At 51.7% G+C, this 26,365-nt stretch carries 24 protein-coding genes and 2 tRNA genes; 8 read left to right on the top strand and 18 right to left on the bottom strand.

Features of this window, described 5'->3' with window-relative positions; translation table 11 throughout:
• Nucleotides 1-197, top strand: a 197-nt coding sequence (locus KNP77_RS03740) for a hypothetical protein (RefSeq protein WP_214888632.1), incomplete at its 5' end; no start/stop codon positions are given.
• Here KNP77_RS03740 and KNP77_RS03735 read toward each other — a convergent pair.
• From KNP77_RS03735 to KNP77_RS03725, 3 genes are all read right to left on the bottom strand, one after another.
• A tRNA-Ile gene (locus KNP77_RS03735) sits at nt 186-259 on the bottom strand. The genes KNP77_RS03740 and KNP77_RS03735 overlap by 12 nt on opposite strands.
• 4 nt (nt 260-263) lie before the next feature.
• Nucleotides 264-340, bottom strand: a tRNA-Met gene (locus KNP77_RS03730).
• A gap of 115 nt (nt 341-455) precedes the next feature.
• Entirely contained in the window at nt 456-2,102 is a 1,647-nt protein-coding gene (locus KNP77_RS03725) for a Na/Pi cotransporter family protein (RefSeq protein WP_214888630.1), read from the bottom strand.
• Between the two features lie 182 nt (nt 2,103-2,284).
• On the opposite strand from KNP77_RS03725, the gene KNP77_RS03720 reads away from it, so the two are divergent.
• Nucleotides 2,285-2,743, top strand: a complete 459-nt coding sequence (locus KNP77_RS03720) for a DUF1189 domain-containing protein (RefSeq protein ID WP_251138900.1) — start codon at nt 2,285-2,287, stop codon at nt 2,741-2,743.
• A gap of 21 nt (nt 2,744-2,764) precedes the next feature.
• Here KNP77_RS03720 and KNP77_RS03715 read toward each other — a convergent pair whose 3' ends face one another.
• The gene (locus tag KNP77_RS03715; protein WP_214888627.1) at nt 2,765-4,450 is read right to left on the bottom strand and encodes a methyl-accepting chemotaxis protein; all 1,686 of its coding nucleotides are present in this window, start codon (nt 4,448-4,450) and stop codon (nt 2,765-2,767) included.
• Nucleotides 4,451-4,668: 218 nt separating this feature from the next.
• Here KNP77_RS03715 and ispG point away from each other — a divergent pair, with 218 nt between their 5' ends.
• Nucleotides 4,669-5,790 (top strand): flavodoxin-dependent (E)-4-hydroxy-3-methylbut-2-enyl-diphosphate synthase, encoded by a 1,122-nt coding sequence (ispG, locus tag KNP77_RS03710; RefSeq protein ID WP_016508052.1) that lies wholly within the window; start codon nt 4,669-4,671, stop codon nt 5,788-5,790.
• Nucleotides 5,791-5,860: 70 nt separating this feature from the next.
• Nucleotides 5,861-6,445, top strand: a complete 585-nt coding sequence (locus tag KNP77_RS03705) for a hypothetical protein (protein WP_251138899.1) — start codon at nt 5,861-5,863, stop codon at nt 6,443-6,445.
• A gap of 32 nt (nt 6,446-6,477) precedes the next feature.
• Here the strand turns inward: KNP77_RS03705 and KNP77_RS03700 are convergent, their stop codons facing one another.
• The 4 genes from KNP77_RS03700 to KNP77_RS03685 are packed head-to-tail and all read right to left on the bottom strand — an operon-like array spanning nt 6,478 to nt 9,947.
• A complete protein-coding gene (locus tag KNP77_RS03700; RefSeq protein ID WP_214888612.1) occupies nt 6,478-7,875 on the bottom strand; it encodes an NAD(P)H-hydrate dehydratase in 1,398 nt (465 codons plus the stop codon).
• A 56-nt stretch (nt 7,876-7,931) separates the two neighbouring features.
• The gene (locus tag KNP77_RS03695; protein ID WP_070327015.1) at nt 7,932-8,342 is read right to left on the bottom strand and encodes a Fur family transcriptional regulator; all 411 of its coding nucleotides are present in this window, start codon (nt 8,340-8,342) and stop codon (nt 7,932-7,934) included.
• Nucleotides 8,329-9,192, bottom strand: a complete 864-nt coding sequence (locus tag KNP77_RS03690) for a metal ABC transporter permease (RefSeq protein ID WP_131442970.1) — start codon at nt 9,190-9,192, stop codon at nt 8,329-8,331. Before KNP77_RS03690 ends, KNP77_RS03695 begins: the two co-directional genes overlap by 14 nt.
• Nucleotides 9,189-9,947, bottom strand: coding sequence for a metal ABC transporter ATP-binding protein (locus KNP77_RS03685; RefSeq protein ID WP_070327013.1), 759 nt, complete (start codon nt 9,945-9,947; stop codon nt 9,189-9,191). The genes KNP77_RS03690 and KNP77_RS03685 overlap by 4 nt, the downstream gene beginning before the upstream one ends.
• Nucleotides 9,948-10,137: 190 nt before the next feature.
• Between KNP77_RS03685 and KNP77_RS03680 the strand changes: the two genes are divergently transcribed.
• The 3 genes from KNP77_RS03680 (at nt 10,138) to KNP77_RS03670 (ending at nt 14,097) form a co-directional block, all read left to right on the top strand.
• Nucleotides 10,138-11,673, top strand: a complete 1,536-nt coding sequence (locus tag KNP77_RS03680; RefSeq protein ID WP_214888609.1) for a Ppx/GppA phosphatase family protein — start codon at nt 10,138-10,140, stop codon at nt 11,671-11,673.
• A complete protein-coding gene (locus KNP77_RS03675; RefSeq protein ID WP_214888606.1) occupies nt 11,670-13,835 on the top strand; it encodes an RNA degradosome polyphosphate kinase in 2,166 nt (721 codons plus the stop codon). The genes KNP77_RS03680 and KNP77_RS03675 overlap by 4 nt, the downstream gene beginning before the upstream one ends.
• Nucleotides 13,836-13,926: 91 nt before the next feature.
• A complete protein-coding gene (locus tag KNP77_RS03670) occupies nt 13,927-14,097 on the top strand; it encodes a DUF1427 family protein (RefSeq protein ID WP_021065708.1) in 171 nt (56 codons plus the stop codon).
• 37 nt (nt 14,098-14,134) lie between these two features.
• Here KNP77_RS03670 and KNP77_RS03665 read toward each other — a convergent pair whose 3' ends face one another.
• The 5 genes from KNP77_RS03665 to KNP77_RS03645 form a co-directional block, all read right to left on the bottom strand.
• A complete protein-coding gene (locus tag KNP77_RS03665) occupies nt 14,135-14,704 on the bottom strand; it encodes a hypothetical protein (protein WP_214888603.1) in 570 nt (189 codons plus the stop codon).
• A 3-nt stretch (nt 14,705-14,707) separates the two neighbouring features.
• On the bottom strand, nt 14,708-15,610 hold the full coding sequence (locus tag KNP77_RS03660) for a deoxyribonuclease IV (RefSeq protein ID WP_214888600.1): 903 nt from the start codon (nt 15,608-15,610) through the stop codon (nt 14,708-14,710).
• An 85-nt stretch (nt 15,611-15,695) separates the two neighbouring features.
• Nucleotides 15,696-17,039, bottom strand: coding sequence for a DEAD/DEAH box helicase (locus KNP77_RS03655; RefSeq protein ID WP_071397764.1), 1,344 nt, complete (start codon nt 17,037-17,039; stop codon nt 15,696-15,698).
• A 61-nt stretch (nt 17,040-17,100) separates the two neighbouring features.
• A complete protein-coding gene (locus tag KNP77_RS03650; protein WP_071397765.1) occupies nt 17,101-18,036 on the bottom strand; it encodes a sugar ABC transporter substrate-binding protein in 936 nt (311 codons plus the stop codon).
• Nucleotides 18,033-19,796 carry a sensor histidine kinase gene (locus KNP77_RS03645; protein WP_071397766.1) on the bottom strand — a complete coding sequence of 588 codons (1,764 nt, stop codon included), beginning with the start codon at nt 19,794-19,796 and terminating at the stop codon, nt 18,033-18,035. The genes KNP77_RS03650 and KNP77_RS03645 overlap by 4 nt, the downstream gene beginning before the upstream one ends.
• Before the next feature lie 120 nt (nt 19,797-19,916).
• Between KNP77_RS03645 and KNP77_RS03640 the strand changes: the two genes are divergently transcribed.
• Nucleotides 19,917-20,870, top strand: a complete 954-nt coding sequence (locus KNP77_RS03640) for a 4-hydroxy-3-methylbut-2-enyl diphosphate reductase (protein ID WP_131463783.1) — start codon at nt 19,917-19,919, stop codon at nt 20,868-20,870.
• Between the two features lie 47 nt (nt 20,871-20,917).
• On the opposite strand, the gene KNP77_RS03635 is transcribed toward KNP77_RS03640, so the two are convergent.
• The 5 genes from KNP77_RS03635 to dnaG form a co-directional block, all read right to left on the bottom strand.
• Nucleotides 20,918-22,030: a Nif3-like dinuclear metal center hexameric protein gene (locus tag KNP77_RS03635; protein ID WP_214888597.1), complete on the bottom strand. Its 1,113-nt coding sequence runs from the start codon at nt 22,028-22,030 to the stop codon at nt 20,918-20,920.
• Entirely contained in the window at nt 22,030-22,746 is a 717-nt protein-coding gene (locus KNP77_RS03630; RefSeq protein WP_214888583.1) for a tRNA (adenine(22)-N(1))-methyltransferase, read from the bottom strand. The genes KNP77_RS03635 and KNP77_RS03630 overlap by 1 nt, the downstream gene beginning before the upstream one ends.
• Nucleotides 22,747-22,844: 98 nt before the next feature.
• Nucleotides 22,845-23,183, bottom strand: coding sequence for a cytochrome c550 (gene cccA, locus KNP77_RS03625; protein ID WP_071397770.1), 339 nt, complete (start codon nt 23,181-23,183; stop codon nt 22,845-22,847).
• Between the two features lie 132 nt (nt 23,184-23,315).
• The gene (gene rpoD / locus KNP77_RS03620; RefSeq protein WP_016508087.1) at nt 23,316-24,410 is read right to left on the bottom strand and encodes an RNA polymerase sigma factor RpoD; all 1,095 of its coding nucleotides are present in this window, start codon (nt 24,408-24,410) and stop codon (nt 23,316-23,318) included.
• A gap of 35 nt (nt 24,411-24,445) precedes the next feature.
• A complete protein-coding gene (dnaG, locus tag KNP77_RS03615; RefSeq protein ID WP_254281608.1) occupies nt 24,446-26,263 on the bottom strand; it encodes a DNA primase in 1,818 nt (605 codons plus the stop codon).
• Nucleotides 26,264-26,365 lie beyond the last annotated feature (102 nt).

The raw sequence follows: 26,365 nt of genomic DNA, 5'->3' as shown, positions 1-26,365 counted from the left end.
CCGCACAAAACATGAAGAAGCTGGCCAGTTTATTGGCCTGGAGAGATCTTATACATACCATTTTTTCAATCTTGTGCCGGGCAGAGCGCCTCGAGGTCATCGAACATAAAAAAAGACGAACCAATTCGCTTTTCGCGAATTGGTTCGTCAACAGCCTGCAGCTTTCATTAGAAAGCTGCCCTCGATGGACCCTGTAGGACTTGAACCTACGACCGGACGGTTATGAGCCGTCTGCTCTAACCAGCTGAGCTAAGGGTCCTTATTGGTAGCGGCGGAGGGAGTCGAACCCACGACCTCACGGGTATGAACCGTACGCTCTAGCCAGCTGAGCTACACCGCCACGTTGTTATACAGTAATAATATACTGAATGCAGCCGCCACTGTCAATGAAAAGTCATATGTACGCAAAAAAGTCCTACTACTTATAACTTAAGTAGCAGAACTTTTTCGAAACGTTAGACCGATACTTCGTTCGTCGCATCTTCGAGTGTGATTTCCGTGATGTTCATCGCATGGTCACCGATCCGTTCAAGGTTCGAGAGCATATCGACGAAGAACATACCAGCTTGGCCGTCACATTCACCTGTGTTCAAACGAACGACATGATTTTTACGGAACTGGCGCTCGAGCATGTCGAGTTTCGCTTCCATCTCGATGACTTGACGCGCCTCGACCATGTCACCGCTCGCGAGCGTTTGGAGTGACTTCTCGAGTGTGGCCCGTGTCAGATCATACATTTCCGTCAATTCTTTTTGGGCTCCCGGCGAGAGCGTGATGCGCGTCGCCGTCTTATAGTCGATCAACTCGATGATGTTCTCAACGTGGTCACCGATTCGCTCGATGTCGTTGATGGCATGCATGAGTGTCTTATGCTGTTGTGATTCGTGCTCTGTCAAATCGACTGCCGCGAGTTGAACAAGATAATCCGTGATTTTAGAGTTAAGCGAGTTTAACGCATCTTCAATGTGCGCTGATTTTTCCGCGTGCTTCTTGTCACCAGTCTCCATATAAGAACGTGCCTCATCAAGACCGAGTTTCGCGAAATCGCCCATGCGGATGACTTCATATTTAGCTTGCTCGACCGCGATTGAAGGCGACTGTTGAATGAAGATTGGGTCCAAGTGTTGCGCTTTCGTATCAACGATTGAATCTTCACCTGGTACGAGTTTCGTCACGACCCAAGCAATCGTTCCGATGAACCAGAACTGGATCAATGTGTTGGCGACGTTGAACGTACCGTGGGCAAAGGCGATTTGCATCTTCGCTTCAATGTTAAGGAAGTCTGTAATCCAGAAAATATATTGCGTAAAGAGCGGTAAGATAATCAAGAACATGGCCGTCCCGACCAAGTTAAAGATGACGTGGGCCGCAGCAGCGCGACGAGCCGCGACTGACGCACCGAGTGCAGCGAGAACCGCTGTGATTGTCGTCCCAATGTTATCACCGAACAAGACCGGTAGAGCGGCCTTCAAGTCGATTGAACCACCGGCGTATAGTTCCTGCAGAACACCGATCGTCGCTGACGACGATTGAACGATCAACGTGAACACCGTACCGACGACAACTCCGAGGATCGGGTTTTGACTCATCGACTGTGTGAGTTCGAAGAAGTACTCGCTCGTACGGAGCGGACGCATGCCGTCTCCCATAAGTTCAAGACCGTAGAAGAGAGCTCCGGCGCCAAAGATGATTTGACCCATATGTTGAAACTTCTCTTTTTTAAAGAAGAACAACAGTGCAGAACCGACGGCAATCATCGGGAGCGCATACTCACCGATATCAATTCCGATGATGAACGCTGTCACCGTTGTCCCGATGTTTGCACCCATGATGACACCGATCGCTTGACGGAGCGTCATGAAGCCGGCACTGACAAGACCGACCGTGATAACTGTCGTACCTGTAGACGTTTGAAGAAGAATCGTAACGATAATCCCGGCTAGTACTCCGAGGAATGGATTCGTTGTATACTTATCAAGGATGTCGCGGAGTCGATCTCCTGCAGACTTTTGAAGGCCGTCTCCCATCGATTTGATGCCGAATAGGAAGATCCCTAATCCTCCAAAAAACATGAATAACATTTCTTGCAAATTGTATTCCACGATTTTTGTACCCCTTTTGATTGTGAATTGGTTGTGTTTAATTGGTTCTTGTTGCCCTACTCATTATGCCTGCATCATCTAGTCGATGTAAACACGTTTAATGTTAAGGTTTTATTAACTGACTGTATTATTTTAGTTTGATTTTAGTTTTTTGTACTATAACAGAATGGGGTTTTGTATGTATGCTTAAAACGACATCAATGTTTATCCGCCATAGCCTGCTGCCTACGAAGCAAACGCTACGGCTCCGTCTGGCTCCGCTGCACGCTTATATGTTGGCGAGCCTCGTCTTTACAAGCGTCGCGACTGTCTTAGATTACCTCGTCTTGCGACCCGATTTTTTCGCACCGATGTGGTTGTTTTTACACGGGTTCGCCATCTTCTTCTTCTATATGATGTGGGTCGCCGTCGCCTCCTTGTTCGTTCAACTCGTGACGAGACTTCGAATGAAGAAACCGTGGCCGTATCGGCAAGCTTGGCCTTACGCGGTCGCGATGACACTCGTCCCGACGCTCGTGCTCGTCGCCTTGTATCACGCCGTGCCCGCATTTCTTTGGCTCGGCTTCGTTGTCACGATCGTCTTCTTGACCGTCCCGCTATTCCAAATTCCGCTCAAACAAAAAAACTCGGGACGGCGCTAATACGCGCTGTCCCGAGTTTTATCACGTCTTCGGTGCAAGTTCAGTAAGTACTTCCTGCAGCCGTCGACTTTGATGACCGAGGTCTGTCCCGGCTGCTTGTAACGTTGCTTGAACGTCCGTCCATACTTCGACCCCTTCGTACAATTCGTTCAACTTCCGCTCGAGCGCCAAGCCGATTTCTTTCAGTTGTTCGTTCGCTTCCGCCATGTGGAGCAACTGGCTTCCCGTTGCGGCCGTCTGATCCGTGATCGATTGGAACTCAAGCATCTGATCGCGCACTTCGTGATCGATTTTCGCAATCCCTGCTTCAACTCGGTCCAACGTCTCACCTAGATGAAGGATATCGTCGCCGAAGCGGATCATATCGCTAAAAATTTCTTCCCGTTCGGATTTGATTTGTCCGATCGCCGCAACGGCAAGTATCGAAGATTCATTCGTCACTTTCGCTAGCTGACCGACTTCGTGAGCGACGACAGCAAACCCTTTTCCGTGTTCCCCGGCACGAGCCGCTTCGATCGAGGCGTTCAGTGCCAACATCTTCGTGGCTGCCGCGACCGACAAAATCGTCTGAAGCGCTTCGTCGGCTCGTTCTGACGTTTCCGCGCTGTCGCGTAAACGTTCTTGGATACCGCCCGCCTTCTCTTTGAACTGCTCGCTCACGCCTCTGACCGAAGCAAACGAGGCAATTTCGCTCGAAATCGTTTGTTGCAGCGCTACCGCTCTCAAGTCGACAGCCGAAATATCTTGTTTGAGTGCCGCGACATGGGCCGCAATGTCCGTAAAGCGATGCGTCGATTCGCTCGTGAACGCCTGATACGATCGACTCGTCTGTTCGACTGTACTTGCGACTTCTTTAAAGGCGACAACTTGTTGTTCATTTGATGCAAGTTGCCGCATGAACGTCGGCAAGCTCGTCTCAAACGCCAAAGACGTCTCGTCCATCGTCAGCAACGATTTTTTCCATAGACCGATGAACGTATTGTATTCACGCTCTAAACTACGGATCTCGAACGACTTGGCTCCTAAGTCTACTTCTTTGAAAGCACGCGTCTCTACCGCCTCACGCAGTCGCGTTGCAAACTGCGATAACGGTCTGACTTCGCGACGGATCATCCGAGAAAATAAATAGATAATGATTCCCATAGCTATGACAATCACAGCGAAAAGCGCCTGTCGAAGTTCCCACATCGACCCAAGTACCGATTGTCTCGTGACAGCCAATACGTAATGAGCTTGTAGTTCTGGGATCGGAACCGCTGCTAAAAAGAAATCGTCTCGTTCAATGACTGCGAGTTCGTTCACTGTCACTTCATTAAATTTGTCTTCAAGCTGCTTGCTCGCTTTTTTTCCTGTCAATTGCTCGACTTGCTCGTCTCGTATCAAATACTGACCGGCCTCGAGTCCGTCCGCTGATAAAATTGACGCCTGTTGCATATACGTCGACTTCAACGAGCGTACCAACCCTTTTTCATTTGATAGGTACGCCCCGTACGTCGTTTTGACCGTCTCGCGCATGACTGTCGCTTCTCGGAGTAAGCGCTTCTCGACTTCAGCTGTCAACAGGTGTTCCGCTTTCAGGGCGAACCAACCGAACGTCGTCAAAAACAGGATGACGACAAGCGGCATCAGCGTCCATTGGAGACGTCGCTCAATTTTGACGCCGTCGGGACGTCGCTTTTTCCTCAGCTGTTGCAATCGCGTTAACACATCTAATCCTCACCTTTCTCAAGTTACTATTCGTCCGATATATCGGTCTTGAGACGGTGGAAAATTATGAAGCCTCTGTTAAGATAACGTTAGGCTTTGTAAAGAGCACATCTCAGGAGCGCTTGCCGGGTGCTTTTTCACAAACATTTCGTTATGATAAGAAAGAAACCAACCATCTAAATCGATTGGAACCTTTCCAAAAGAAGGAGATTACGTATATGTCAGAAATCTTACACCGTTCATTAACTCGTCCGATTCGTGTCGGCAACGTCATCATCGGAGGATCTGATGAAGTCGTCATTCAGTCGATGACGACGACGAAAACGCACGACGTCGAAGCAACTGTCGCCGAAATTTTACGTCTGGAAGAAGCAGGTTGCCAAATCGTCCGCGTCGCTTGTCCAGATGAGCGAGCGGCCGACGCGCTCGCTGAAATCAAGAGCCGCATCAACATCCCGCTCGTCGTCGATATTCACTTCGACTACAAATTGGCGTTGAAAGCCATCGAAAGCGGTGTCGACAAGATTCGGATCAACCCTGGTAACATCGGTCGCCGCGAGAAAGTCGAAGCGGTCGTTAACGCCGCTAAAGCGAAAGGCATCCCGATCCGCATCGGTGTCAACGCCGGTTCGCTCGAGAAGCAGTTCCTCGAAAAATACGGATATCCGACAGCTCAAGGCATGGTCGAAAGTGCGATGCATCACGTCAAGATTTTAGAGGACCTCGGTTTTTACAACACGATCATCTCGCTCAAAGCGTCTGACGTGAACCTTGCCCTCGAGGCGTACACGCTCGCCGCGAAGACGTTCGACTACCCGCTCCACGTCGGGATCACTGAATCAGGACCGCTGTTCTCAGGATCACTCAAATCAGCGGCCGGACTCGGTGCGATCCTCTCACTCGGAATCGGCTCGACGGTTCGTGTGTCGCTGTCTGACGACCCTGTCGAAGAGATCAAAGTCGCCAAAGAAGTGCTCAAGTCGTTCGGCCTAGCCGCTAACGCCGCGACGCTCATCTCTTGCCCGACATGCGGCCGCATCGAAATCGATTTGATCTCGATTGCGAAAGAAGTTGAAGAGTACATCCAAAACATTAACGTCAACATCAAAGTCGCCGTCCTCGGCTGCGCGGTCAACGGACCGGGGGAAGCACGTGAGGCGGACATCGGCATCGCCGGTGCCCGTAACGAAGGCCTGCTCTTCCGTCACGGGAAAATCATCCGTAAAGTACCGGAAGCAACGATGGTCGAAGAGTTGAAGAAAGAAATCGACGCCATCGTCGCCGAGAAACTTGCCGCGCGTGAGCTTGAAGAACAACAACTTGCCAACCAATCTAACTAATCTCTCGCCCGCTCGGTTGCAACCGAGCGGGCTTTTGATACAATGAGTGTTATGGCAAGGAGGAATCAAGATGCACATTGGGATAGATTTAGACGGAACCGTCACGGATCCGCAAAGTTGCTTTCACTATATGAACGACATGCTCGGTTACGCCATCGATTATCATCAGGCGACCGAATACGAGCTCCATACGTACACGAATATGACGCAACATGATTTTTGGACGTTCATGATTGAACACGGTCATGAAGAAGCCATCTATCGGCGTTCACTCCCTCACTCTGAAGTGAACGAAGTGCTCTGGCACATTCGGAAAACGCACCAACTTCACTACGTGACAGCGCGCAGCGAGGCCGTCCGCTCCGTCACCGAGGACTGGATCAAACAGTACGAACTGCCGCTCGACTCATTGATCATGACAGGCAGTCACGACAAAGTCGGCGTCGTCAAAGATCTCGCGCTCGACTTGTTCATGGAGGACCGCTATGAGAATGCCATCTCGATCCATGAACAGACATTGATTCCGGTGCTCTTGTTCGACGCCCCGTATAATCGTCGACCGTTACCGGACGGGGTGAAACGAATCACGTCTTGGAACGAGGCACTCCATCTCGTCGACAACTTCGAGACTACAAAATCCATCATCACCCTATAAAAAAGAGGAATCCGCCGCCGGATTCCTCTTTTTTATACCCGTCCGATCGCCTCGATGACATCGCTCGCGAGAACGCTTGCCGGATGGATCCGTTCACTCGCCGACCTAGCGGCTAACGCGTGCCATAGGACGGCTTGTTCGTTCGGGGGCTGCTCCGGCTCGATCCGCGCACTCCGGGCCCAAAGCGCGAGCAGCATGCCGGTCAGGACGTCACCGCTCCCGCCTTTCGAGAGTGCCGGTGCTGCGACCGTGTTGACGGCACCAGTCCCGTCTGGCGAAACGATCAACGTGTACGTCCCTTTTAGAATGAGATGAACCCCATGTTGCCTCGCAAAGTCTGATGCGGCCTTGAACCGGTCTGCCTCGATCATCTCGACCGTCTGTCCCGTCAACCGGGCAAGTTCACCGGGATGCGGGGTGAGCGTCAATGGGCCCGACGCCTGTAAGTGTTCCTTCGTCAGCGCACCGGCATCGATGATGATCGGCGTCGTCCGTTTCTTGATGGTTTGCCAAGCTTTTGTCATCCGTTCATCCTCGACCATGCCGGGACCGATCGCCGTCGCCGCATACCGCGCGTCCGGTATGGCGTCGATCTCGTAAAACATCGCCTCCGGTAACGTTGCGGCCAGTGCCATCGCCTCAGCCGGCACCGCCAAATCGAGTAGTCCGAGTCCGCTCCGAAGGGCGGCCTGCGCTGCTAGAAACGGTGCCCCGATCAAGTGGCGGCTCCCGCCGACGAGCTGACCATGACCGTAAGTCGATTTATGGCCATATGGATCACGGGATAACAGACCGCGATCAAAATCGGTCTCCGTCAACACGCGCCAGTTCGACGCCTCGGGCAATCCGATGTCGATTCGTTCGACTTTCCCGTAAAACGGTGCGGTTTGATTCAAGAACGCACTTCGCTTGTAACCATGTAACGTCAACGTCTGATCGGCTTTGATCGCGTGCCCGTCGAACCGGCTCGTCTCGTCGCTCGGCACACCGGACGGGACATCGACCGCGATCACCGTCGCCGCTTGGTCGCACATCCAGGTGATCACGTCTCTCGCTTTCCCTGTGACCGGTCCGTCCAGGCCGACTCCGAACAAGGCGTCGATGATATAGTCCGTCCGTCTCGGATCATCTACGACCGGGACCACTTGCTTCGCTAACGCTGCGTGTGTCAAGGCTTCTGGCGATCTCGGCTCGCCGAGTGGTGCCCAGACGCTGACGTCATACCCACGCCGGTGCAGTTCACGGGCGATGACCCAACCGTCGCCCCCGTTATTCCCTCGTCCACAGACGACGAGGACGGACGCCTCTGCTCGAATCACCAAACGATTCGTCAAGGCCAGCGCCGCCCGCTCCATCAAGGCTTCGGGCGTCGTCCCGTGCGCAAAAGCCCGTTCATCCGCTCGCTTGATATCGCTTGCCGTATAAATCATCGACTCACTCCTTCCTTATATGTACACAAAAAAGGAAGTTGCAGTAATCAACCTCCTTACTTACATTGTTTACAATACCCGTAAATCTCAAATTTATGATCGATGACCTCAAAATCGGGGTCAAGCGTCTCTACGTAACGCATCGGGCAAAGTTCGAGCAGTTTCGTCTTGCCGCACCCGCGGCAGATCAAATGATGGTGGTGGTGCGATGAGCCACACGTGACCCGGAACGCTTTCTCACCGTTCAACTCGGTCGCTTCGAGCAACCCTTCCTCCGCAAACGACTTCAAGTTTCGGTAGACCGTATCAAAGCTCATCGTCGGATGTTTCGAACGCATATAATCCAGGACGTCTTTCGCACTGACGTAGCGTTCTTCGGCCGCCAAATAAGCGTACATCTCAATCCGTTTCGGCGTCACTTTCAACGACGACGATTGCAACCGTTCGATTTGTTCAGTCTGTTTCATGGAGTACCTCCTTCTTCCGTAACGAGCCGATCTTCTCAAACAACATGACGGCAGCCAAAATCAAGACGGCGAGCAAGACGATGACACCGCCCGGGGCGACGTCTAGTTCGTAGGCGAGGACAAGTCCCCCGATCGTCGCAAGCTCACCGAACACGATTGCCCAAACAATCGTCTGTTTGAAACTGTTCGTGAACCGGAGTGCGGCCGCGACCGGTAACGTGATCAAGCTTGAGACGAGCAACGTGCCGACGATCCGCATACTGACGGCGATGACGAGCGCGACGACGAACATGAACAACATGTGTAACAACGTGCTCGGCAATCCGGACACTTTCGCTTGTTCTTCATCGAACGACAAGAACAAGAGCTGTTTATAAAACACGACGATGACGATGACCGTGATGAGCGCGACAGCTAGAATCAAACCGATATCAGACGGACTGACCGCTGAAATCGAACCGAACAACAGCGTCGACAAATCGACCGAGAAGCCTCGCGACAACGAAATGAAGATCGCGCTCAGCCCCATCCCCGCCGACATCATGATCGGGATCGACAGCTCTTGGAAATGGACGTACTTATTGCGGAGCCAATCGAGACCGAGCGCCGCGAGCACCGAGACGAGCGTCCCGAGGTAGAGCGGATTCAAGTCAGAGAAGAACAAGACATACTGTCCGAGAAACAAACTGAAGGAGATGCCGGCGAGTGTCACGTGTGACAAAGCGTCGGCAATCAGACTCATCCGTCTGACGACGACGAAAGAACCGATCAACGGGGCCGTAAACCCGATGACGACGGCCGCTATGAACGCATAACGTAAAAAACTATAGGTTAACAAGTCGGCAATCATGACATACCTTCATGAACGAGGACTTTGACGGGATACGGCTTGATGGCGGCAAGTTCTCCTAGTTCGCTATACTCTTTCAACCCACAGTTACAGGCCATACGTCCCCGGTCAAGATGGACGACTTTCGTGACGAGGTCGGTGACGACGTTTAAATCGTGCGTGACGAGGATGAACGTGCACGACGTCTGCTCGCGCAACAAGTGGAGCACTTCATAAAAGTCCCGCAGATGCTTTTGGTCGACCCCGACCGTCGGCTCATCCAAGATGAGCAAATCGGGTTGGTTGACGATGGCCCGGGCGATGAACACACGCTGCTGCTGCCCACCGGACAGGCTTCCGATTTTGCGATTCCGATACTGCCACATGTTGACCGTCTCGAGTGCATTTTGAATGGCGGCCTTATCTTCCATGTTCAATCGCTTGAACAGGCCTAGCCGTCCGTACCGGCCCATGGCGACGACTTCTTCGACCGTCACCGGAAACCCCGAGTTAAACGACGCCGCTTTTTGGGAAACGTAACTGATACGGGACTTGTCCTTGAATTGGCCTTGCGGGCGACCGAACAGTTCGACCGTTCCCGCCTGCGGGCTCAATAGACCAAGGATCGTCCGAATCAACGTCGACTTGCCTGACCCGTTCTCGCCGACGATGGCGACGAAATCACCTTGCTTGATATCGATGGACACGTCCCGAAGTGCGGCCGTGCCATCATAATAATACGAAACATGATCTAATTTTACGACAGATGTCGTCATGAGCTACCCTTCTCTCGTTTGATAAATCGTAATCATTTCTACTTGCTCAGCGTCTGTATTATACAGAATATTATTAAATGCTTCAAGTTTGAGAAGATCGAGGCGCTCGTCGTCACGTCTTCACACAAAATCAAGATGAGTTTGTCTAGTGTTCGTTGTACACTAGAGGTATCGCAGAGGGGGATTTACCGTGGAAAAAAAATTAGCAGTCATTGATATCGGGTCAAACTCGATTCGCAACGTCATTTTTGAAGTGAATCGACACGGCCAATATTTCGAACGGTTGAACGTGAAAGAAGTCGCTCGGCTCTCGAGTCACATCACCGATGCGAACGAACTGTCCGAAATGGGCATCCAATCGTTAATCGAGACACTCGACCATTTCATCAGTCTGAACAAGCATCATGGCGTCAAAGAGATGTTGCCGGTCGCGACCGCAGCCATCCGCAACGCCAGCAATTCTGAAGCGATTTTAAACGAGGTCCTTGACGCGACCGGGATGGAGATCCGCTTGTTGAGTGACTATGAAGAGGCGTATTACGGATACTCGGCCATCGTCAACTCGACTTATATCGAAGACGGCTATTCGGTCGACATCGGCGGCGGCTCAATGGAAGTGACTTACTTCAAAGACCGCGAGCTCGTCTTTTATCATAGTTTCCCGTTCGGTGCCGTCACGTTGACGAACGATTTTATGTCAGGCGACACGCTCTCGAAAGATGAGCGGAAACAACTGACCGCGTTCTTGAAGAAAGCGTTCAAAGACATCGATTGGCTCGTTCCTCACGGTGTTCCGCTCGTCGGTGTCGGCGGGACCGCCCGAAACCTCGTCCGCGTCGAACAGTCGTTGTCCCACTTCCCGCTTGAAGGCATCCATCAATATACACTTGGTGCCGACCGGCTTCACGAGGTCGTCGATGAACTGATCGACATGTCGACGAAACAACTCGGACGACTCGATGGCCTGTCAAAAGATCGGATGGACATTATCGCTCCGGCCGTGACCGCAATCGATGAACTGGCCCGCTATTTAAAAGTGCCTGAGTTTACGATGAGTAATAACGGTCTGCGGGAAGGGCTATTTTATGAATACTATTTAAAAGAGAACAACGAGATCCGTTTCGCTGATGTCAAAGAAGAAAGTTTCCGCCACTTCGAGAAACAATACGACGTCGATCCGGTCCGGCATCGTCATCTCGTCCATCTGGCCCGTCAAATTTATATGGGCTTGATCGAGGCGAAGACGATCAAACCAAAACCGTTCGAACCGGGACTGTTAGAAGCGGCTTGCCGTCTCGCTTACGTCGGTGAATACATCGACCATAACAACAAGAGCGACCACACGTTCCATTTGATCACGACAAATGACTTTAAAGGCATGAACAACGAAGACCGGCTCGCCCTGGCGCTCGTCACGTCTTACAAGTCACGGCGCCTGCTCGAACAGCATATCGAGGGCTTCCCTGAATGGTTCGACTCGAAAATGTTGAAGAGTCTAGAGCTGATCGGGTCAATCGTCAAACTTGTCGACGCGCTCGATTTGACCGAGCGTCAAGTCGTCGAGGACATCGACGTCGAGACAACAGACGACGGGCTTGCCTTCACCCTTCAAACAACGACGTCCCCGCGCTTTGAACTGCAGCGCGGCATCCGTCACAAAAAGCATTTAGAACGCGCGATCGAAACGACGATCGAGCTACGCGTAGAGGAGAGGATTACTTTATGACAACTTACTTACCCGAACATTTTAACAACCGCGAATTGAGCTGGCTCAGCTTTAACGAGCGCGTGCTCCAAGAAGCGATCGATGACCGCAATCCGCTCATGGAACGCCTCAAATTCCTCGGCATCTTCAGTGCAAACCTCGATGAGTTCTACATGGTCCGTTTCGGAGGACTGAAAGACGAGGTGCTCGCCGGATTCAACCAACCGGAGGACAAGGCCGGGCTGACACCGAAGCAGCAAATTAAAGCGATCTCGATCAAGGCTCAAGAACTCGTCGAAGTCCAATATGCGACGTATAAAAAAATCGTCAAACAGCTCGGAAACGAAAATGTCCGCTTTTTACGTCCGAAGAACTTGAACAAAGAGCAGCTTGATTTTGTCAAACTGTATTTCCGGACCCACGTCTTCCCGGTCTTGACACCGATTGCGGTCGATGCATATCGCCCGTTCCCGATGTTGTTGTCAAAATCGCTCAATATCGCCGTCGAAATCTCGTCGACCTCAGAAGGCAAAAAGCGACTCGCCCTCGTTCAAGTACCGGCCGTCCTACCGCGTTTTCTCGAACTGCCGACAGAAGACGAAGAACATGCCGATTTGATGTTGCTCGAAGACGTCATCATCCAATTCATCGATTCGCTCTTCAAAGGCTTTGAAGTCGAGTCGACGATGCCGTTCCGGATCACCCGCAACGCTGACATGCCGTTCCATGAAGAAGGCAGTCACGATGTGTTGAAACAGATCGAGAAAGAATTGAAGAAACGCCGTTACGGCGTCGGCATCCGCCTCGAGGTCCAACAACGTTCACTCAGTAAAGAACTGTTGTTCATGTTGCAAGACGTCCTCGATCTGCACGACCGCGACATTTTCGTCGTCGACGGACCGATCGATTTGACGTTCTTGTTTGGCATCTATAATAAGATCGGGATCGAGTATGATGAGATGATCAACGAGACGCTCATCCCGTTCGTCCCGGAAGGACTCGAGCCCGGCAAGGACTTGTTCAAGGCCGTCTTGAAAAAGGATTACTTGCTCCATCACCCATACCATTCGTTCGACCCGGTCGTCCGCTTTATCGCCCAGGCCGCGAAAGACCCGAACGTCTTGGCCATCAAGCAGACGCTTTACCGTGTGTCTGGCGATTCACCAATCATTAAAGCGCTCACTGACGCTGCCGAGAGCGGCAAACAAGTCACCGTCCTCGTCGAACTAAAGGCTCGGTTCGATGAAGAGAAGAACATTCAATGGGCGAAACAGCTCGAAAAAGCCGGGGCCCACGTCATCTACGGCTATAAAGAGTTAAAAACGCACTCGAAGATCACGCTTGTCGTACGGATTCTAGAAGGAGGTGTCCTCCAACGCTTCGTCCACCTCGGTACCGGTAACTACAACGACTCGACGGCGAAGCTTTATACGGACATCGGCTTATTGACGACGAACGAGGACTTGGCCGAAGATGCGACCAACTTCTTCAACTGGCTCTCCGGTTACGGTGAACGACCGTCTTGGCACGAGTTCGAGACGTCGCCTGACGACATGCTCGACTTCTTCCTTCACAAGATTCAAGACGAGATCAAACTGCATGAGAAGTATGGGAACGGTCGCATCGTCGCCAAGATGAACTCGCTCACCGACAAGTCGATCATCACGAAGCTGTATGACGCGTCTCAGGCCGGGGTCAAGATCGATTTGATCATTCGCGGCATCTGTTGCCTGCGGCCGGGCATTAAAGGCGTCTCGGAAAATATTCGTGTCGTCTCGATCATCGACCGCTATCTAGAACATTCTCGCATCTTCTATTTCTACCAAAACGGGAAAGAAGACTTGTATTGCTCGTCTGCGGACTGGATGACCCGAAACATGAAAAAGCGCATCGAGATCTTGTTCCCAATCCTAGATGCGGGTCATAAGTCATACATTAAAGACATGCTCGCGCTACAGCTCGTCGATAACGTCAAAGCGCGGATCCAACGCGCCGATGGCAGTTACGTCTACATCAAGCAAGAGCCTGGCCAAGAGAAAATTCAATCGCAGATCATCATCCATCAATATACAGGCGGCCGTTGGAACAACATCCCGAGCGTCTTCGAACGGGAGCCGTCGAACTGGGCCGAACGTGAAGTGCTTCGCCTCCGGGCCGAAAATGAGAAAATGACTGATGACTGATGTTAGACTTCTCAAACGAGAAAGAACATTGTATAATTAGTTCGTTCAGTTAGTTGAAACGCTTTCATTTTCGAATATGGAGGAATCATTTATGCAAGAAATCTTACTCTCGTTGCTCGCCGGCCTCATCTGTGGCATGATTTTCACTGCCTTGAAGTTGCCGTTGCCTGCCCCCCCGGTTCTGCCTGGCGTCATTGGAATCTTTGGCGTCTTTCTCGGGATGAAAGTTTACCAATTCGCGCTCGCGAACTGGCCATTTTAAACAAAAAGAACGATGCCCGCGGGCATCGTTCTTTTTGTTACTCGGCATGATGGATCGCCTTATGACAAGTCGGACAGACCCACATCCCGCTATCCCCTTCAAGATGGTACTCTAGCAGACGATGGGCCATCGCCCCATACCTGTCTATCAAGTCGGCTCCACAGCTCGTACAAGCCGTGACGGAGGCGATACGGTGCATCATCATTCGTTCCCTGGCTAGATGCGTCTCATACGTTTGCCGTGTCCAGCGTTGGGATGGGACTTGATAACCGCGGTCCCACATATCCTTTAACGTCGCATAAGATGTCGACACGTCGTACATACCGGTCTTGAGCAGCGGATGATGAAAATCAAGGCCGACTAAATCGACGAGACAATAGTCTCGAACTTCAGCGTCGGGATGCGTTCGCCAATACCGGTCGTCGGGGCGCGTCGTCGTCTCGACGAACATAATCTCGACTTCCGCGACGATCCCATACCCGACGACTTCGATCAAGGCTGGTCCATCAACGCTTCCTTCAATGTAAAAAGGGCTCTGTTCGCGAAAGTATGTCGGGAGCGCCGCAAATACGTCATACGTCTCTGGATCGATCTTTAGCACGCTCATCGCTTATTGATGCGCGAGCGCGAATCGTTCGCGCCATTCGGCGTCGAACGCGCCTAATCGGAACATGTCGATCTCTTGCTTATACGGCGCGACTTTCGTCTTCTCGCTGATTGGAATGTAAGGTGTTTCAAGAATTTTTGGCAAATGCGCGAACGCCTCATGATGGATGATTCGGTTCAACGCGTCAAAACCGATCTCCCCGTAGCCGATATTTTCGTGGCGGTCTTTTCTCGCCCCGCGCACGTTTTTCGAATCGTTGACGTGGATGACGCCGAGTCGGTCGATTCCGACGATGCGGTCAAACTCGGCAATCACGCCGTCTAAATCCCCCACGAGGTCATACCCGGCGTCATGGACGTGGCACGTGTCGAAACAGACCGACAGCCGGTCGTTATGCGTCACTCCGTCGATGATCGTCGCGAGTTCTTCAAACGTTTTTCCGAGTTCGCTCCCTTTTCCTGCCATCGTCTCGAGGGCGATCTTCACCGTCTCGTCTCCGGTTAGCACTTCATTCAAGCCTTCGATGATGCGAGCGAGACCAACGTCTTCGCCGGCACCGACATGGGCGCCTGGGTGAAGGACAACATGGCGGGCGACTTGTAGCGCTTCGGCCCGCTTGATTTCAGCCGCCAAAAACGAGACCGCGAGTTCGAACGTCTCGGGTTTCGTCGTATTGCCCAAGTTGATGATGTATGGGGCGTGGACGACGATCTCCTCGATGTCATGCGCCGCCATGTGGAGGAGCGCCGCTTCGATATTTAACTCCTCGATCGGTTTACGACGCGTGTTTTGAGGCGCGCCCGTATAGACCATCATCGTCGTCGCACCGTACGAGACGGCTTCCTCACTGCCAGCGAGCAGCATCTTCTTACCTGAAACCGAAACGTGTGAACCAATTTTTAACATAGTCAACTCTCCTTCGCAATCTTCTGCCTTTAGTGTACACAAAAAGAAGAACCGACTCCATGAAGTCGATTCTTCTGTTTAGTGATTACCGTCTGTTCTTCTTACGGGTCTCACGACGTTCCGTGCGCTGTTGTTGCATATGCTCGCGCGAAGCCGTCTCTTTCAATTTATACTTGAACTTCTTCTTGTAGCCTGGTTTGACTTTCTTCTTCGCCTTCTTGATCTCACCGGCCATACGGCTGTGCGCCGTGTGCGATACTTTCATCTTACGGTCGGTCACGCGGCGTTTACGAGTCTTGATCTCTTGGAGCGTCCCGCCTTTAACATCGACATGTGTGAACGCGAAACCACGCTCTTCAAGTCGATTGATCGGGCCGTTCTCGTGATCTTCATACAGCGTATACGCTTCTCCAGTGGCACCGGCACGACCGGTCCGGCCGACACGGTGTGTGTAGAAGTCGAGATCTTTCGGGATACCGAAGTTGATGATGTGCGACACACCTTTAATATCAATCCCGCGGGCAGCCAAGTCGGTTGCAATCACGTATTGATATTTTGCATCGTTGATGTCTTTGATCGCTTGCTTGCGTCGACGGGCTTGCATGTCGCCATGAAGCGTCCCGACGTTGAGGCCTGCCTCACGGAACGACTTCTCGAGCTCATCCGCGTCTTGTTTCGTGTTCGTGAACACGAGGCAGACGAACGGATTGATCGCTTTGGCCACTTCGACCGTCAATTCTTTGCGGTCGCGGTGACGGACCGGGATGACGTGGTGCTTGATCTTCGGTGCGACGCGGTGCTCGGCACTCGCTTCAGCGTAGCGCGGATCGTGAAGATATTTCTTCAAGAACGGCTCGAGCTTCTCTGGGATTGTCGCTGAGAAGACCATCGTTTGCAGTCTTTCCGGAAGCGACTGCGCGATGCGGTCCACTTCTGGCAAGAAGCCCATATCAAGCATTTGATCGGCTTCATCGACGACGAAATGTTTGACTTTATGCGGGAACAACGCCTGAACTTTCATCAAGTCGAGCAGACGGCCTGGCGTCCCGATGATCAACTGTGGTGGGTTTTTCATCTTGTCGATTTGACGTTCACGGTCAGTTCCGCCGACGATCAAACTCGTCTTAATATAGTCAGGCTGCTTCACGAGGAGTGTTTTCAACTCTTCGTGGATCTGCCAGGCAAGCTCGCGTGTCGGTGCGACAACGATCGCTTGGACTTCATGTTCGCTCGGGTCGATCGATTCTAAAATAGGTAAGAGGAACGCGAGTGTCTTCCCGGTCCCGGTTTGTGATTTTCCAATGATGTCACGGCCATTCATCGCGGCTGGAATAATCCGTGCCTGAATGTCCGTTGGGTTAGTGATGCGCTTTTCTGTCAAGGCATCGACGATAAACGGTAACAATTTGAACTGTTGGAAGCTGTTCAATCGATACACCTCCTGTTTCTTTCCACTTTTCCTAGCATAGCGGAATCTAGTTATTTGTCAATTAATCTTTACCGAGTCCTTCATACAAGTAACTCGATGAATAGTAGTGCGCCGAGATTTTTTTACTGCTCAAATGCTGTTCGAGCGCTTTGAACCCGACTTCAATCATTTCGTTCGGGGATTGCACGACCGTCGCATCGACTTTCCCGCTATGAATCAACGGGTAAATCTCTGTCACACCGTCTACCGACACGATTGTCTTGTCATTTAGTCTCTTGCTCTCGAGCGCCCTCACGACCCCGAACGTATTGTCGTCGTTATGGGAAAACACGGCGTCGAACGGGATGTCTTCCTCGAGCCAGCGCGACATCTCGATCTCGGCTTGGAACGGATCGTAGTTACCCGTGAGCGAGGCCACGACCTCGAGGTCGTCATGGGCTTTATCGTACTCGGTCAACCCGAGGCTACGGTCGATGGTCGAGCGGACTTTTGCCGTTCCCCTCACTTCGACGACACGGATCGGCCGATCGAGTGCGGTATGTTTGGCGGCAATATGGTTGGCGGCCATCCGCCCGATTTCAACGTTATCGGACACGACGGACGTGAGCACGCTATCGTGGTCGATCATCCGGTCGATTGCGATAATCGGAATCCCTTTGTCTCTCGCCTTTTCGAGCGATGATTGAATGAATGTCTCGTCAAGCGTCGTCACGAAGATGGCTTTGACACCGCGCTCGATCAAAGAATCCAATTTCTCTTTTTCTAAGACACGTGAGTCCTCACTTGTCGTCGGAATCGGAATGAACCCTTTTTGATTGGCCGTTCGTACAAAGGCGGCTAACAACTTATTAGCGTGTTCGTGTTTTTCACTGACGAACACGAAGCCGACCTCATTGTTCGTCGTCGCGCGTTCCGGCAACTGGATCGACGTGATCAATAAAATCGTCATGGCCCAGATGACGGGAATCCAAAGCCAGTAATAGCGGAAGCCCTTCATACGTTTGTCCGCCTTGGGATTTTAATCATCATCGCCGTACCTTCTCCTTCAACGCTCTCGATTTCCATTTGACCGTTTACGGCTTTTAATGATTCTCGAATCATGTACAGCCCTAGCCCGTTGCCGTTCTCTTTCGTCGTATAGAACGCCGACCCGACCGTGTTCACTTGATCTTTCGTCATCCCGATTCCGTTATCCTCAATCAAGAACCGATAATCCCGCTCCGTGAAGAGGACCGTGACCGTGACGCTACCGTCCGCCCCTTTTGAATCGACGGCTTCGACGGCGTTTTTAAACAAGTTGTAGATGGTTTGAACGAGCATGTCGCTCGAACAGTAGAACGGCGGCATCTCATTCGGAACAATCAGTTCCCACTTCGTCACCCGTTTATAACATTCGGCGTCGAGTAAGAACTCGAGCCGACTCGCAAATTCGGTCATGTCGAGCCACTCTTCTTGAAGCTTGGATTGATCTGGTTTGGCGAGCGTGAGCATCGTCGTAATCAAATGGTTAGCCCGATTGAGCTCGGACAGTGCAAGGTCGAGCATTTCTTCACTACCATGACCTTCTTTCGCCATCTGCAAGGTGATTTGGACAGGTGTGAGCGGGTTACGGATCTCGTGAGCGATCCCGGCCGCGAGTTGACCGAGCGAGGCGAGCTTCTCTTGTTGGAGCAAGAGCTGTTGTTGGCTCAACTGCTCACGTCGAGCCGTCTCCATCCGGTTCGAGTAGTCGTTATACGTATCGAGGAGCGTCTGGACTTCCTTTGAACCGGTGCGTTCGAGTAAAATCGGTTCGAGTGACTGTTGTTTCTTGATGTTTTGAACGAGTTCGAGCAGCGGGCTCGTCAATGTCTTCGAGAGAAGGAGACCGACTAAAATACTTAAGAAGAAAGTGACGAGCGTAATCATCAAATATTGCCAACGTGTATCATAGACCGCCTCATAAACCGAATCCGTGCTATGCTTGGCCAATACGCTCCATCCGTTCACTCGAGCGTCCGGTTCGAACATGATGACATCGTCTTCGGTACTTAAAATCGTCCGAACGTCATACTCATCCGTCGTTTCGACGATTGAGCGTGACAACCTTCGCTCCGCATCCGTGACGAGGTTAAACGATGTCGATAACACTTCTCCCCGCTCATTTAAGAGGTAGAGAATCATATCATCGTTCGTGGATTCGAGCATGCGCCGATAGAGGTCCGAGTTAAGCACACTGATGCTTCCACCAAACATGCCAATCGGTCGGTTGTCCTCGATGACGGGTACGTAAAGATACGTGCCGGCATCACCAGAAATCGATACAGGGTCACTCATGAATAAATCGTCGCCGTTCGAAGTGATGACTTCTTTAAATTTCGGATCAGCCTTTAACGTCATCGCGGGGACTTGCCGTTGCGAATACCAAGTGAATTCATCTTCTCGTAAATCATAGTAAAAGATCGAAGTGAAACTCGTTCGTTGGTTCAAGTAACCCGTCCGAATCCGCTCTTCAATCAAAGGTTCGTTTCCAACATAAGCACCAAGGTAGACGAGGTCTTCATACAATTTCCCAAGCCTTGTCTCGAGGTTCTCGATACTCCCATCAATCGCATAGTCAAATTGTTCTTTCGCCAATTCTTCCGCGCGGGACACCGTCACGCGATCGGCAGAGAAAGCTAGTGATGAGATGACGAGTCCAAGAATGATAAAGATAATAAATGTGATTTGAAAGAAGTACGATTTTCGAACTTCAAGCAATGTTCTCAAGCGTTCCACGGTGTCCCTCCTTTCTAACCTTAAGATTATAGCATGAATACACGCAATTCTTTTCGTATTTTCGAAACAATGTTAGACTAATACGTAGGAAAGCATCGCGAAAGGAGCGTTCATCACGAAATGAAAGTTAAAAAAATTAGCCCACGCGGATACTGCTATGGCGTCGTCGATGCCATGAAATTAGCGAATGAAGCCGTGGCCAACCCAGATTTACCACGGCCTATCCATATACTCGGTATGATCGTCCATAACCGTCACGTCACCCAAGCGTTTGAAGACTTAGGCGTCAAGACCGTAGACGGTGAGGATCGGATGCAAGCAGTTGAAACAATCGACAAAGGGACCGTCGTGTTTACGGCCCACGGCATCTCCCCGCTCGTTCGGAAGCGTGCCATCGAAAAAGGACTGACGATTGTCGATGCGTCTTGTCCTGACGTTCTCGTCACGCACGATTTAATTCGTGAGAAGACAGCGGCCGGCTACGAAGTCATCTATATCGGCAAGCACGGTCACCCCGAACCTGAAGGCGCGATGGGAGTCGCCCCTGGAAAAGTCCATCTCGTCCAGTACGAGAGCGATTTTGAGGCGTTGCCAGATCATTTGTTAGACGCAAACATTCTCGTCACGAACCAGACGACAATGAGCCAATGGGACGTTTCGGCATTGATCGAACTCATTCAAGAACGCTATCCTCACGTCGAGGTGCATAACGAGATTTGTAACGCGACACAAGTTCGTCAGGAAGCCGTGGCCGAACAGGCCGGCGACTGCGACTTACTCATCGTCGTCGGTGATCCGAAATCGAACAACTCGAACCGCCTCGCCCAAGTCTCTAAAGAGATTGCCGGGACGAATGCCTATCGCATCGGTGATTTGAGTGAGCTCGATCTCAATTGGCTTCAAGACGTCGAAACGGTCGCGGTCACATCGGGCGCGTCGACACCGACGCCGATCACGAAAAAAGTCATCGACTTTTTGACGCAGTACGACCGTGATGACTTGAGCACACACGACAAGACACCTTATCTCGAACTGCGAAACATTTTGCCGAGAGTGAAGGCGCTTCGCAAATGACAAGCAACCCCCGTCCTCATGCATGAGGGCGGGGGTTGTGTTCAGTTTCAGCGGAACTTAAAAGGATTCGTGTCCGTAGCGGAAACGAGGAGCTCGACCTCGAGTTTTGCTGCCGTGAACTTCTGTTGCAAGACGTCGACGACGCCTTGTTTCATGACGCTCTCGACGTGATGACCCGGGTCGACTACGGCGAGCCCGAGCGCCATCGCGTCGTGGGCGACATGGAAATATAAGTCACCGGTCACGTAGGCGTCGGCTCCCTTGAAGTGCGCGGCTGAGACGTACTTGTTGCCGTCACCACCGAGCACGGCCACTTTTTTGATTGTTCGGTCCAAGTCGCCGACGACCCGCACCGCTTCGACACCAAAGCTTGCTTTGACATGTTCTGAAAATTCAGCGAGCGTCAGCGGCTTGTCGAGTCGACCGATGCGGCCGAGACCTAGGACAGGCCCTGTAATCTCATCCCGAATCAAGTCATGAGCGACCTCTTCGTAAGGATGAGCGTCAAACATCGCTTTTAACACCCGCTTCTTCTTACTTTCGGTAACGATTGTCTCGATCTTCACTTCATCGACTTGCTCCGTTTTCCCGATTTGTCCGAGGTACGGATCGGCCAAGTCGAGCGGGGTGAACTGCCCTTTCCCTGTGACCGTGAATTGGCAATCGCCATAATTCCCGATCCCTCCGGCTCCGGCCGTGCCTAACGCTTTAGACACGGCGGACTGATGTGTCTCCGGGACGAAGACCGACAATTTATACACCGGCTCTTCATACGTCGGGACGAGTACTTCGGTCTCATGCAATCCGAGTGCCTCGCTCATCCAGTCGTTGACCCCGCCCTCACAGACGTCTAAATTCGTATGGGCGACGTAAACGGCGATATCATTTTTCAGACATTTCATAACGATTCGACCGGCGGCGTTGCGATCGGTCACTTGGGTGAGCGCGCTAAAGATCGGCGGATGATGCGCGATAATCAAGTCCACCTCTTGCTCGATGGCTTCGTCGACGACCGATTCGAGCACGTCGAGCGTGACCATGACCCGATTCACTTGTTTATTCAGCGTACCGATCTGTAGGCCGATCTTGTCGCCTTCGACCGCGAGATGTTTCGGTGCGAACTCTTCAAACAGTTGGATGATATGATTTCCGTTTGCCATCACTGACTCACCTCTCTCATTTTGTCGCGTAACGTTTTGAACTCCTCCTGCTTACGGACGAGCGCCTCGGTCTGAGCGCCTGCGGCCATTTGACCGAGCACGTAATCCAATTTGTCCGCTTCCCGGCCCCACTTCAACTTGAACGGTTCAGGACGAGTCTCCAGCAACTCCGGCCCGAACATAAGCTGCCACGTCCGCTCCGCCTCGTCCGCACTGTAACGCGTTTCTGTGCCCCGCTCCCCGACAAGAATCTCATATATTTTATCGTTCTCCTCGACAATCGTTTCCGTGACGAGCGTAAAACCTGATACAAGCAACCATTCCCGAACTTGCTGTCCATCGACGTTCGGTTGCAGCACGAGTCGTTCGACCGCGCCTAACTTATCCCGTCCGTTCTCTAAGATCGATCGGATCAAGCTTCCGCCCATCCCGCAGATCGAAATACATGTCGCCTCGTCTTCATTCAGGACCGCCAATCCGTCACCGAGCCGGACGTCAATCTTGTCCGATGCGCCGATCAATTCGACTTGGGCTTTGGCCGCTTCCATCGGACCTTGATTCACTTCTCCGGCGATGGCTCGGTCGATGATTCCTTGCTGTACGAGATAACACGGGACGTAAGCGTGGTCGGAACCGATATCGGCTAAAATGCTTCCAGCTGGTATAAAATCGACGACTCGTTTTAGTCGCCGGTCTAACGTGACTTGTTCTTGCATGGGGACAACTCCTTTTGTCTACTTCTTCTTCTTTAGGGTAACGAAATATTCTTGTCCGGACAACAAAAAACGTACCCCAGAAGGAGTACGTCTCACCCTTATTGTTCGAGCAACCATGTCGCGAGCACGTCGGCTTCTTCGGCAGACGCGAGACCGCCCGGCATTGTATTTTTACCGTTGACGATGATGTTCGCGATTTCTTCAGCAGACAAACGTTCTCCGACTCCAGTCAACGCCGGACCGACGCCACCTTCAAGATTTCCGCCGTGGCAACCTGTGCAGCCTTTAGCAGCGTACAAGTCTTCCGGGTTCATCTCGGTGACGGCTGGACCTTCAGCGGCTTGTTGCGCTTGGTTTACGCCAAAATACGATAATGAGACCATAGCGATGATTGCGACGATCGCAATCGCTGCAAACGGTAACAATGGATTACGCATTGTATTTCCCCCTCATGTTCTTTCCAAATTTCTACCCATCACTATTTTACTCAAAAAACAATAAAGAAGGAAGGAAAATCACTCATTTTCCTTCCTTTCTTCTAAAACTTCACATTTTATTCAAAAACACGATTAATCGAGGAAGTCTTTCAAGCGTTTCGAGCGACTTGGGTGACGGAGCTTCCGTAACGCCTTCGCTTCGATTTGACGGATCCGCTCACGCGTGACCCCGAACACTTTACCGACTTCTTCGAGCGTGCGCGTCCGACCGTCATCAAGGCCGAAGCGGAGACGGAGTACGTTCTCTTCCCGGTCTGTCAACGTATCGAGCACGTCTTCGAGTTGTTCTTTGAGCAGCTCGTAGGCTGCTGCGTCCTGAGGCGCCATCGCATCTTGGTCTTCAATGAAGTCACCGAGGTGCGAATCGTCCTCTTCACCAATTGGTGTTTCAAGCGACACCGGTTCTTGCGCGATTTTTAAAATCTCACGAACTTTCTCAGGCGTCAATTCCATCTCCTTGGCAATCTCTTCAGGAGCAGGCTCGCGCCCGAGGTCTTGCAATAATTGGCGTTGAACACGGATCAATTTGTTGATCGTTTCGACCATATGGACCGGAATCCGGATCGTCCGGGCTTGGTCGGCGATGGCACGTGTGATTGCTTGACGAATCCACCACGTCGCGTACGTCGAGAACTTGAACCCTTTCATGTAGTCGAACTTCTCGACTGCCTTGATCAGACCCATGTTCCCTTCTTGGATCAAGTCAAGGAACAACATGCCGCGACCGACATAGCGTTTCGCGATCGAGACGACGAGACGAAGGTTGGCTTCAGCGAGACGTTTTTTCGCCTCGTCATCGCCTTGCTCGATTCGCTTCGCGAGTTCGGTCTCGTCTTTGGCACTCAACAGATCGACACGGCCGATCTCTTTCAAGTACATCCGGACCGGGTCGTTGATTTTAATTCCTGGCGGGACAGCCAGATCATTCAAGTCGACCTCTTCGTCTTCTTTTTTCGTAGGAGTCTCTTCGGCATCGGCCGCATCTTCTGTGACGCGGATGTCTTTGCCTTCTAAATCTTCAATGAAGTTATCGATAAAATCTGAATCGACCTCAAAATGGCTGAGGCGATCCTGGATCGCTTGCATCGATACGACACCCTTCTTTTTCCCCAACTTTTCAAGTTCGTCTATGGCGTTAAATAAATCCTCTTTTTTCTTCTCTGCCATCTAGCAGTTCAACTCCTTCCAAACTTCCTTCACGTTCATCGTTCACGTAAGCGGCGACTCCGGGTAATCAATTCTTGTAGCTTCGATGCCTGGTCTACTATACTTTCGGCATCCTGCCCGATTTCCCTTTTTGCTCGCTCGATTTGACGCTGTTCCTCATAACTGTTTATCACCTTAATGTATTCATCTAAAACCTCTTCAGTCAGATCATCAGGCGCTGACATGAGGCGAATCTCTGCATAGCGGTTGGCATAGTCAGGACGTTGGTCGCAGTGACGCTCCATAAAAGGCGGCATGACCTGCTCAAACTCTTCAAGCGTCATGTCTTCTGAAACGATCTCATAAAACGCCGTCGCCAACATGCGATGAATCTCATCTTGATAAGCTAGGCCGAGTCGGTCGCGAACGAAGCGAACCCGTTCCGGCCCACTGAGCATCGCCCGTAACAGTAATTTTTCAGCCTTCACAAAACGCGGTTCATTCGCTTTACTCGATCGTTTACGGATTGGTTCTGGTTCACGAACCGCTGGTGATGCCTGCACTTGGCTCGACACCGGTCGCGGCATTCGATTCGCTAGCGTTTCGACAGGAATGTCAAACTCATTCGCCAATTTTTTTAAATATAAATCGCGGCGAATAGAGTTGTCCGTCTTGCTGATTTCCCCAAGCATAGCTTCAATAAACCGGATCCGTTCTCCTTCTCGATTCATATTTTTCCCGCGCCGAAGCGTCCGGTTCATGAAATCGAGGACGGATAAGCGTTCCGATTCGACAAAACGTTGCCATTGCTCCCGACCGTTCGTCCGAATATAATCATCCGGGTCCGTCTTCTCCGGCAACATGAGCACTTGGACGTCGAGCGGATACGCCTCGAGCATGCGAACGACTTTGAGCGTCGCCTCTTGTCCGGCATGGTCTCCGTCGTAACAAATCACGACTTCATCGACCATCCGTGACAACGCCCGGGCATGCTGCGATGAAAATGCCGTCCCGAGTGAAGCGACGACCTCGGCCGTCCCGGCTTGGGCGACTTGGAGGACATCGACGTTCCCTTCGACAAGGAGCACCCGTTTTTGTTTCCGCATCGATGCACGTGCTTGTGAAAATCCAAATAACAACTCACTCTTGTTAAAGAGTGGTGTCTCCGCCGTATTTACATACTTGGGCTGTCTGTCGTCAATCGCACGGCCGCTAAATCCGACGATCGTGCCGTCTCGATCCGCAATCGGAAAGACGACTCTTCCTTCGAACCGGTCAAAATATTCACCGGATCTAGATTTAGAAATAAGTCCTGCCTCGACCATGACTTCTAGGTCGAACCCTCTTCGCTCGAGTGAATCGACGGTGAAGCGGCGTTGATCAGGGGCGTATCCGATTTTGTATTGCCCGATCGTCGCCTCAGCCAAACCGCGTTCACGTAAATACGTCAAGCCGATTTCTCCGGCCTCGGTTTTCATCAATACCTCGTGATACAGGTCGGCGATGATCCGATGAGCATCACGCATTTGTTTGCGAACGACTTGATCGCGTGTCAGCTCTTCGTCACCGGCCACCCCTTCTACAGCGATGTTTGCCCGTGTCGCTAAGCGCTCAATCGTTTCCGGGAAGGACAACCCTTCCGTTTCCATGACGAACGTAAAGACGTTCCCGCCAGCACCGCAACCGAAACAATGATACATGCCTTTTTCAGGCGATACGGAAAAAGAAGGACTATTTTCCGAGTGGAACGGACAAAGCCCGACAAGACGGTGGCCTTGTTTCTTCAATTCAACGCGTTCACTGATCAAGTCCACGATATCCGTGGCTTGTTTCACTTCCGCAATGACTTCATCCGGTATACGTGGCAACTCCACCACTCCCTATCCAATCTCGCAACGAAACGGAACGCTCACCACGTTCCGTTTCACTATTGTGTCAATACTCTATTATACCGTTAACACGCGTCGATTACTAAT

Source organism: Exiguobacterium sp. s142 (genome assembly GCF_018618455.1).
Classification (GTDB): domain Bacteria; phylum Bacillota; class Bacilli; order Exiguobacteriales; family Exiguobacteriaceae; genus Exiguobacterium; species Exiguobacterium aurantiacum_A.
Note: the sequence above shows the minus strand (reverse complement) of the source record. Positions and strands in the feature narration are given on the sequence as shown.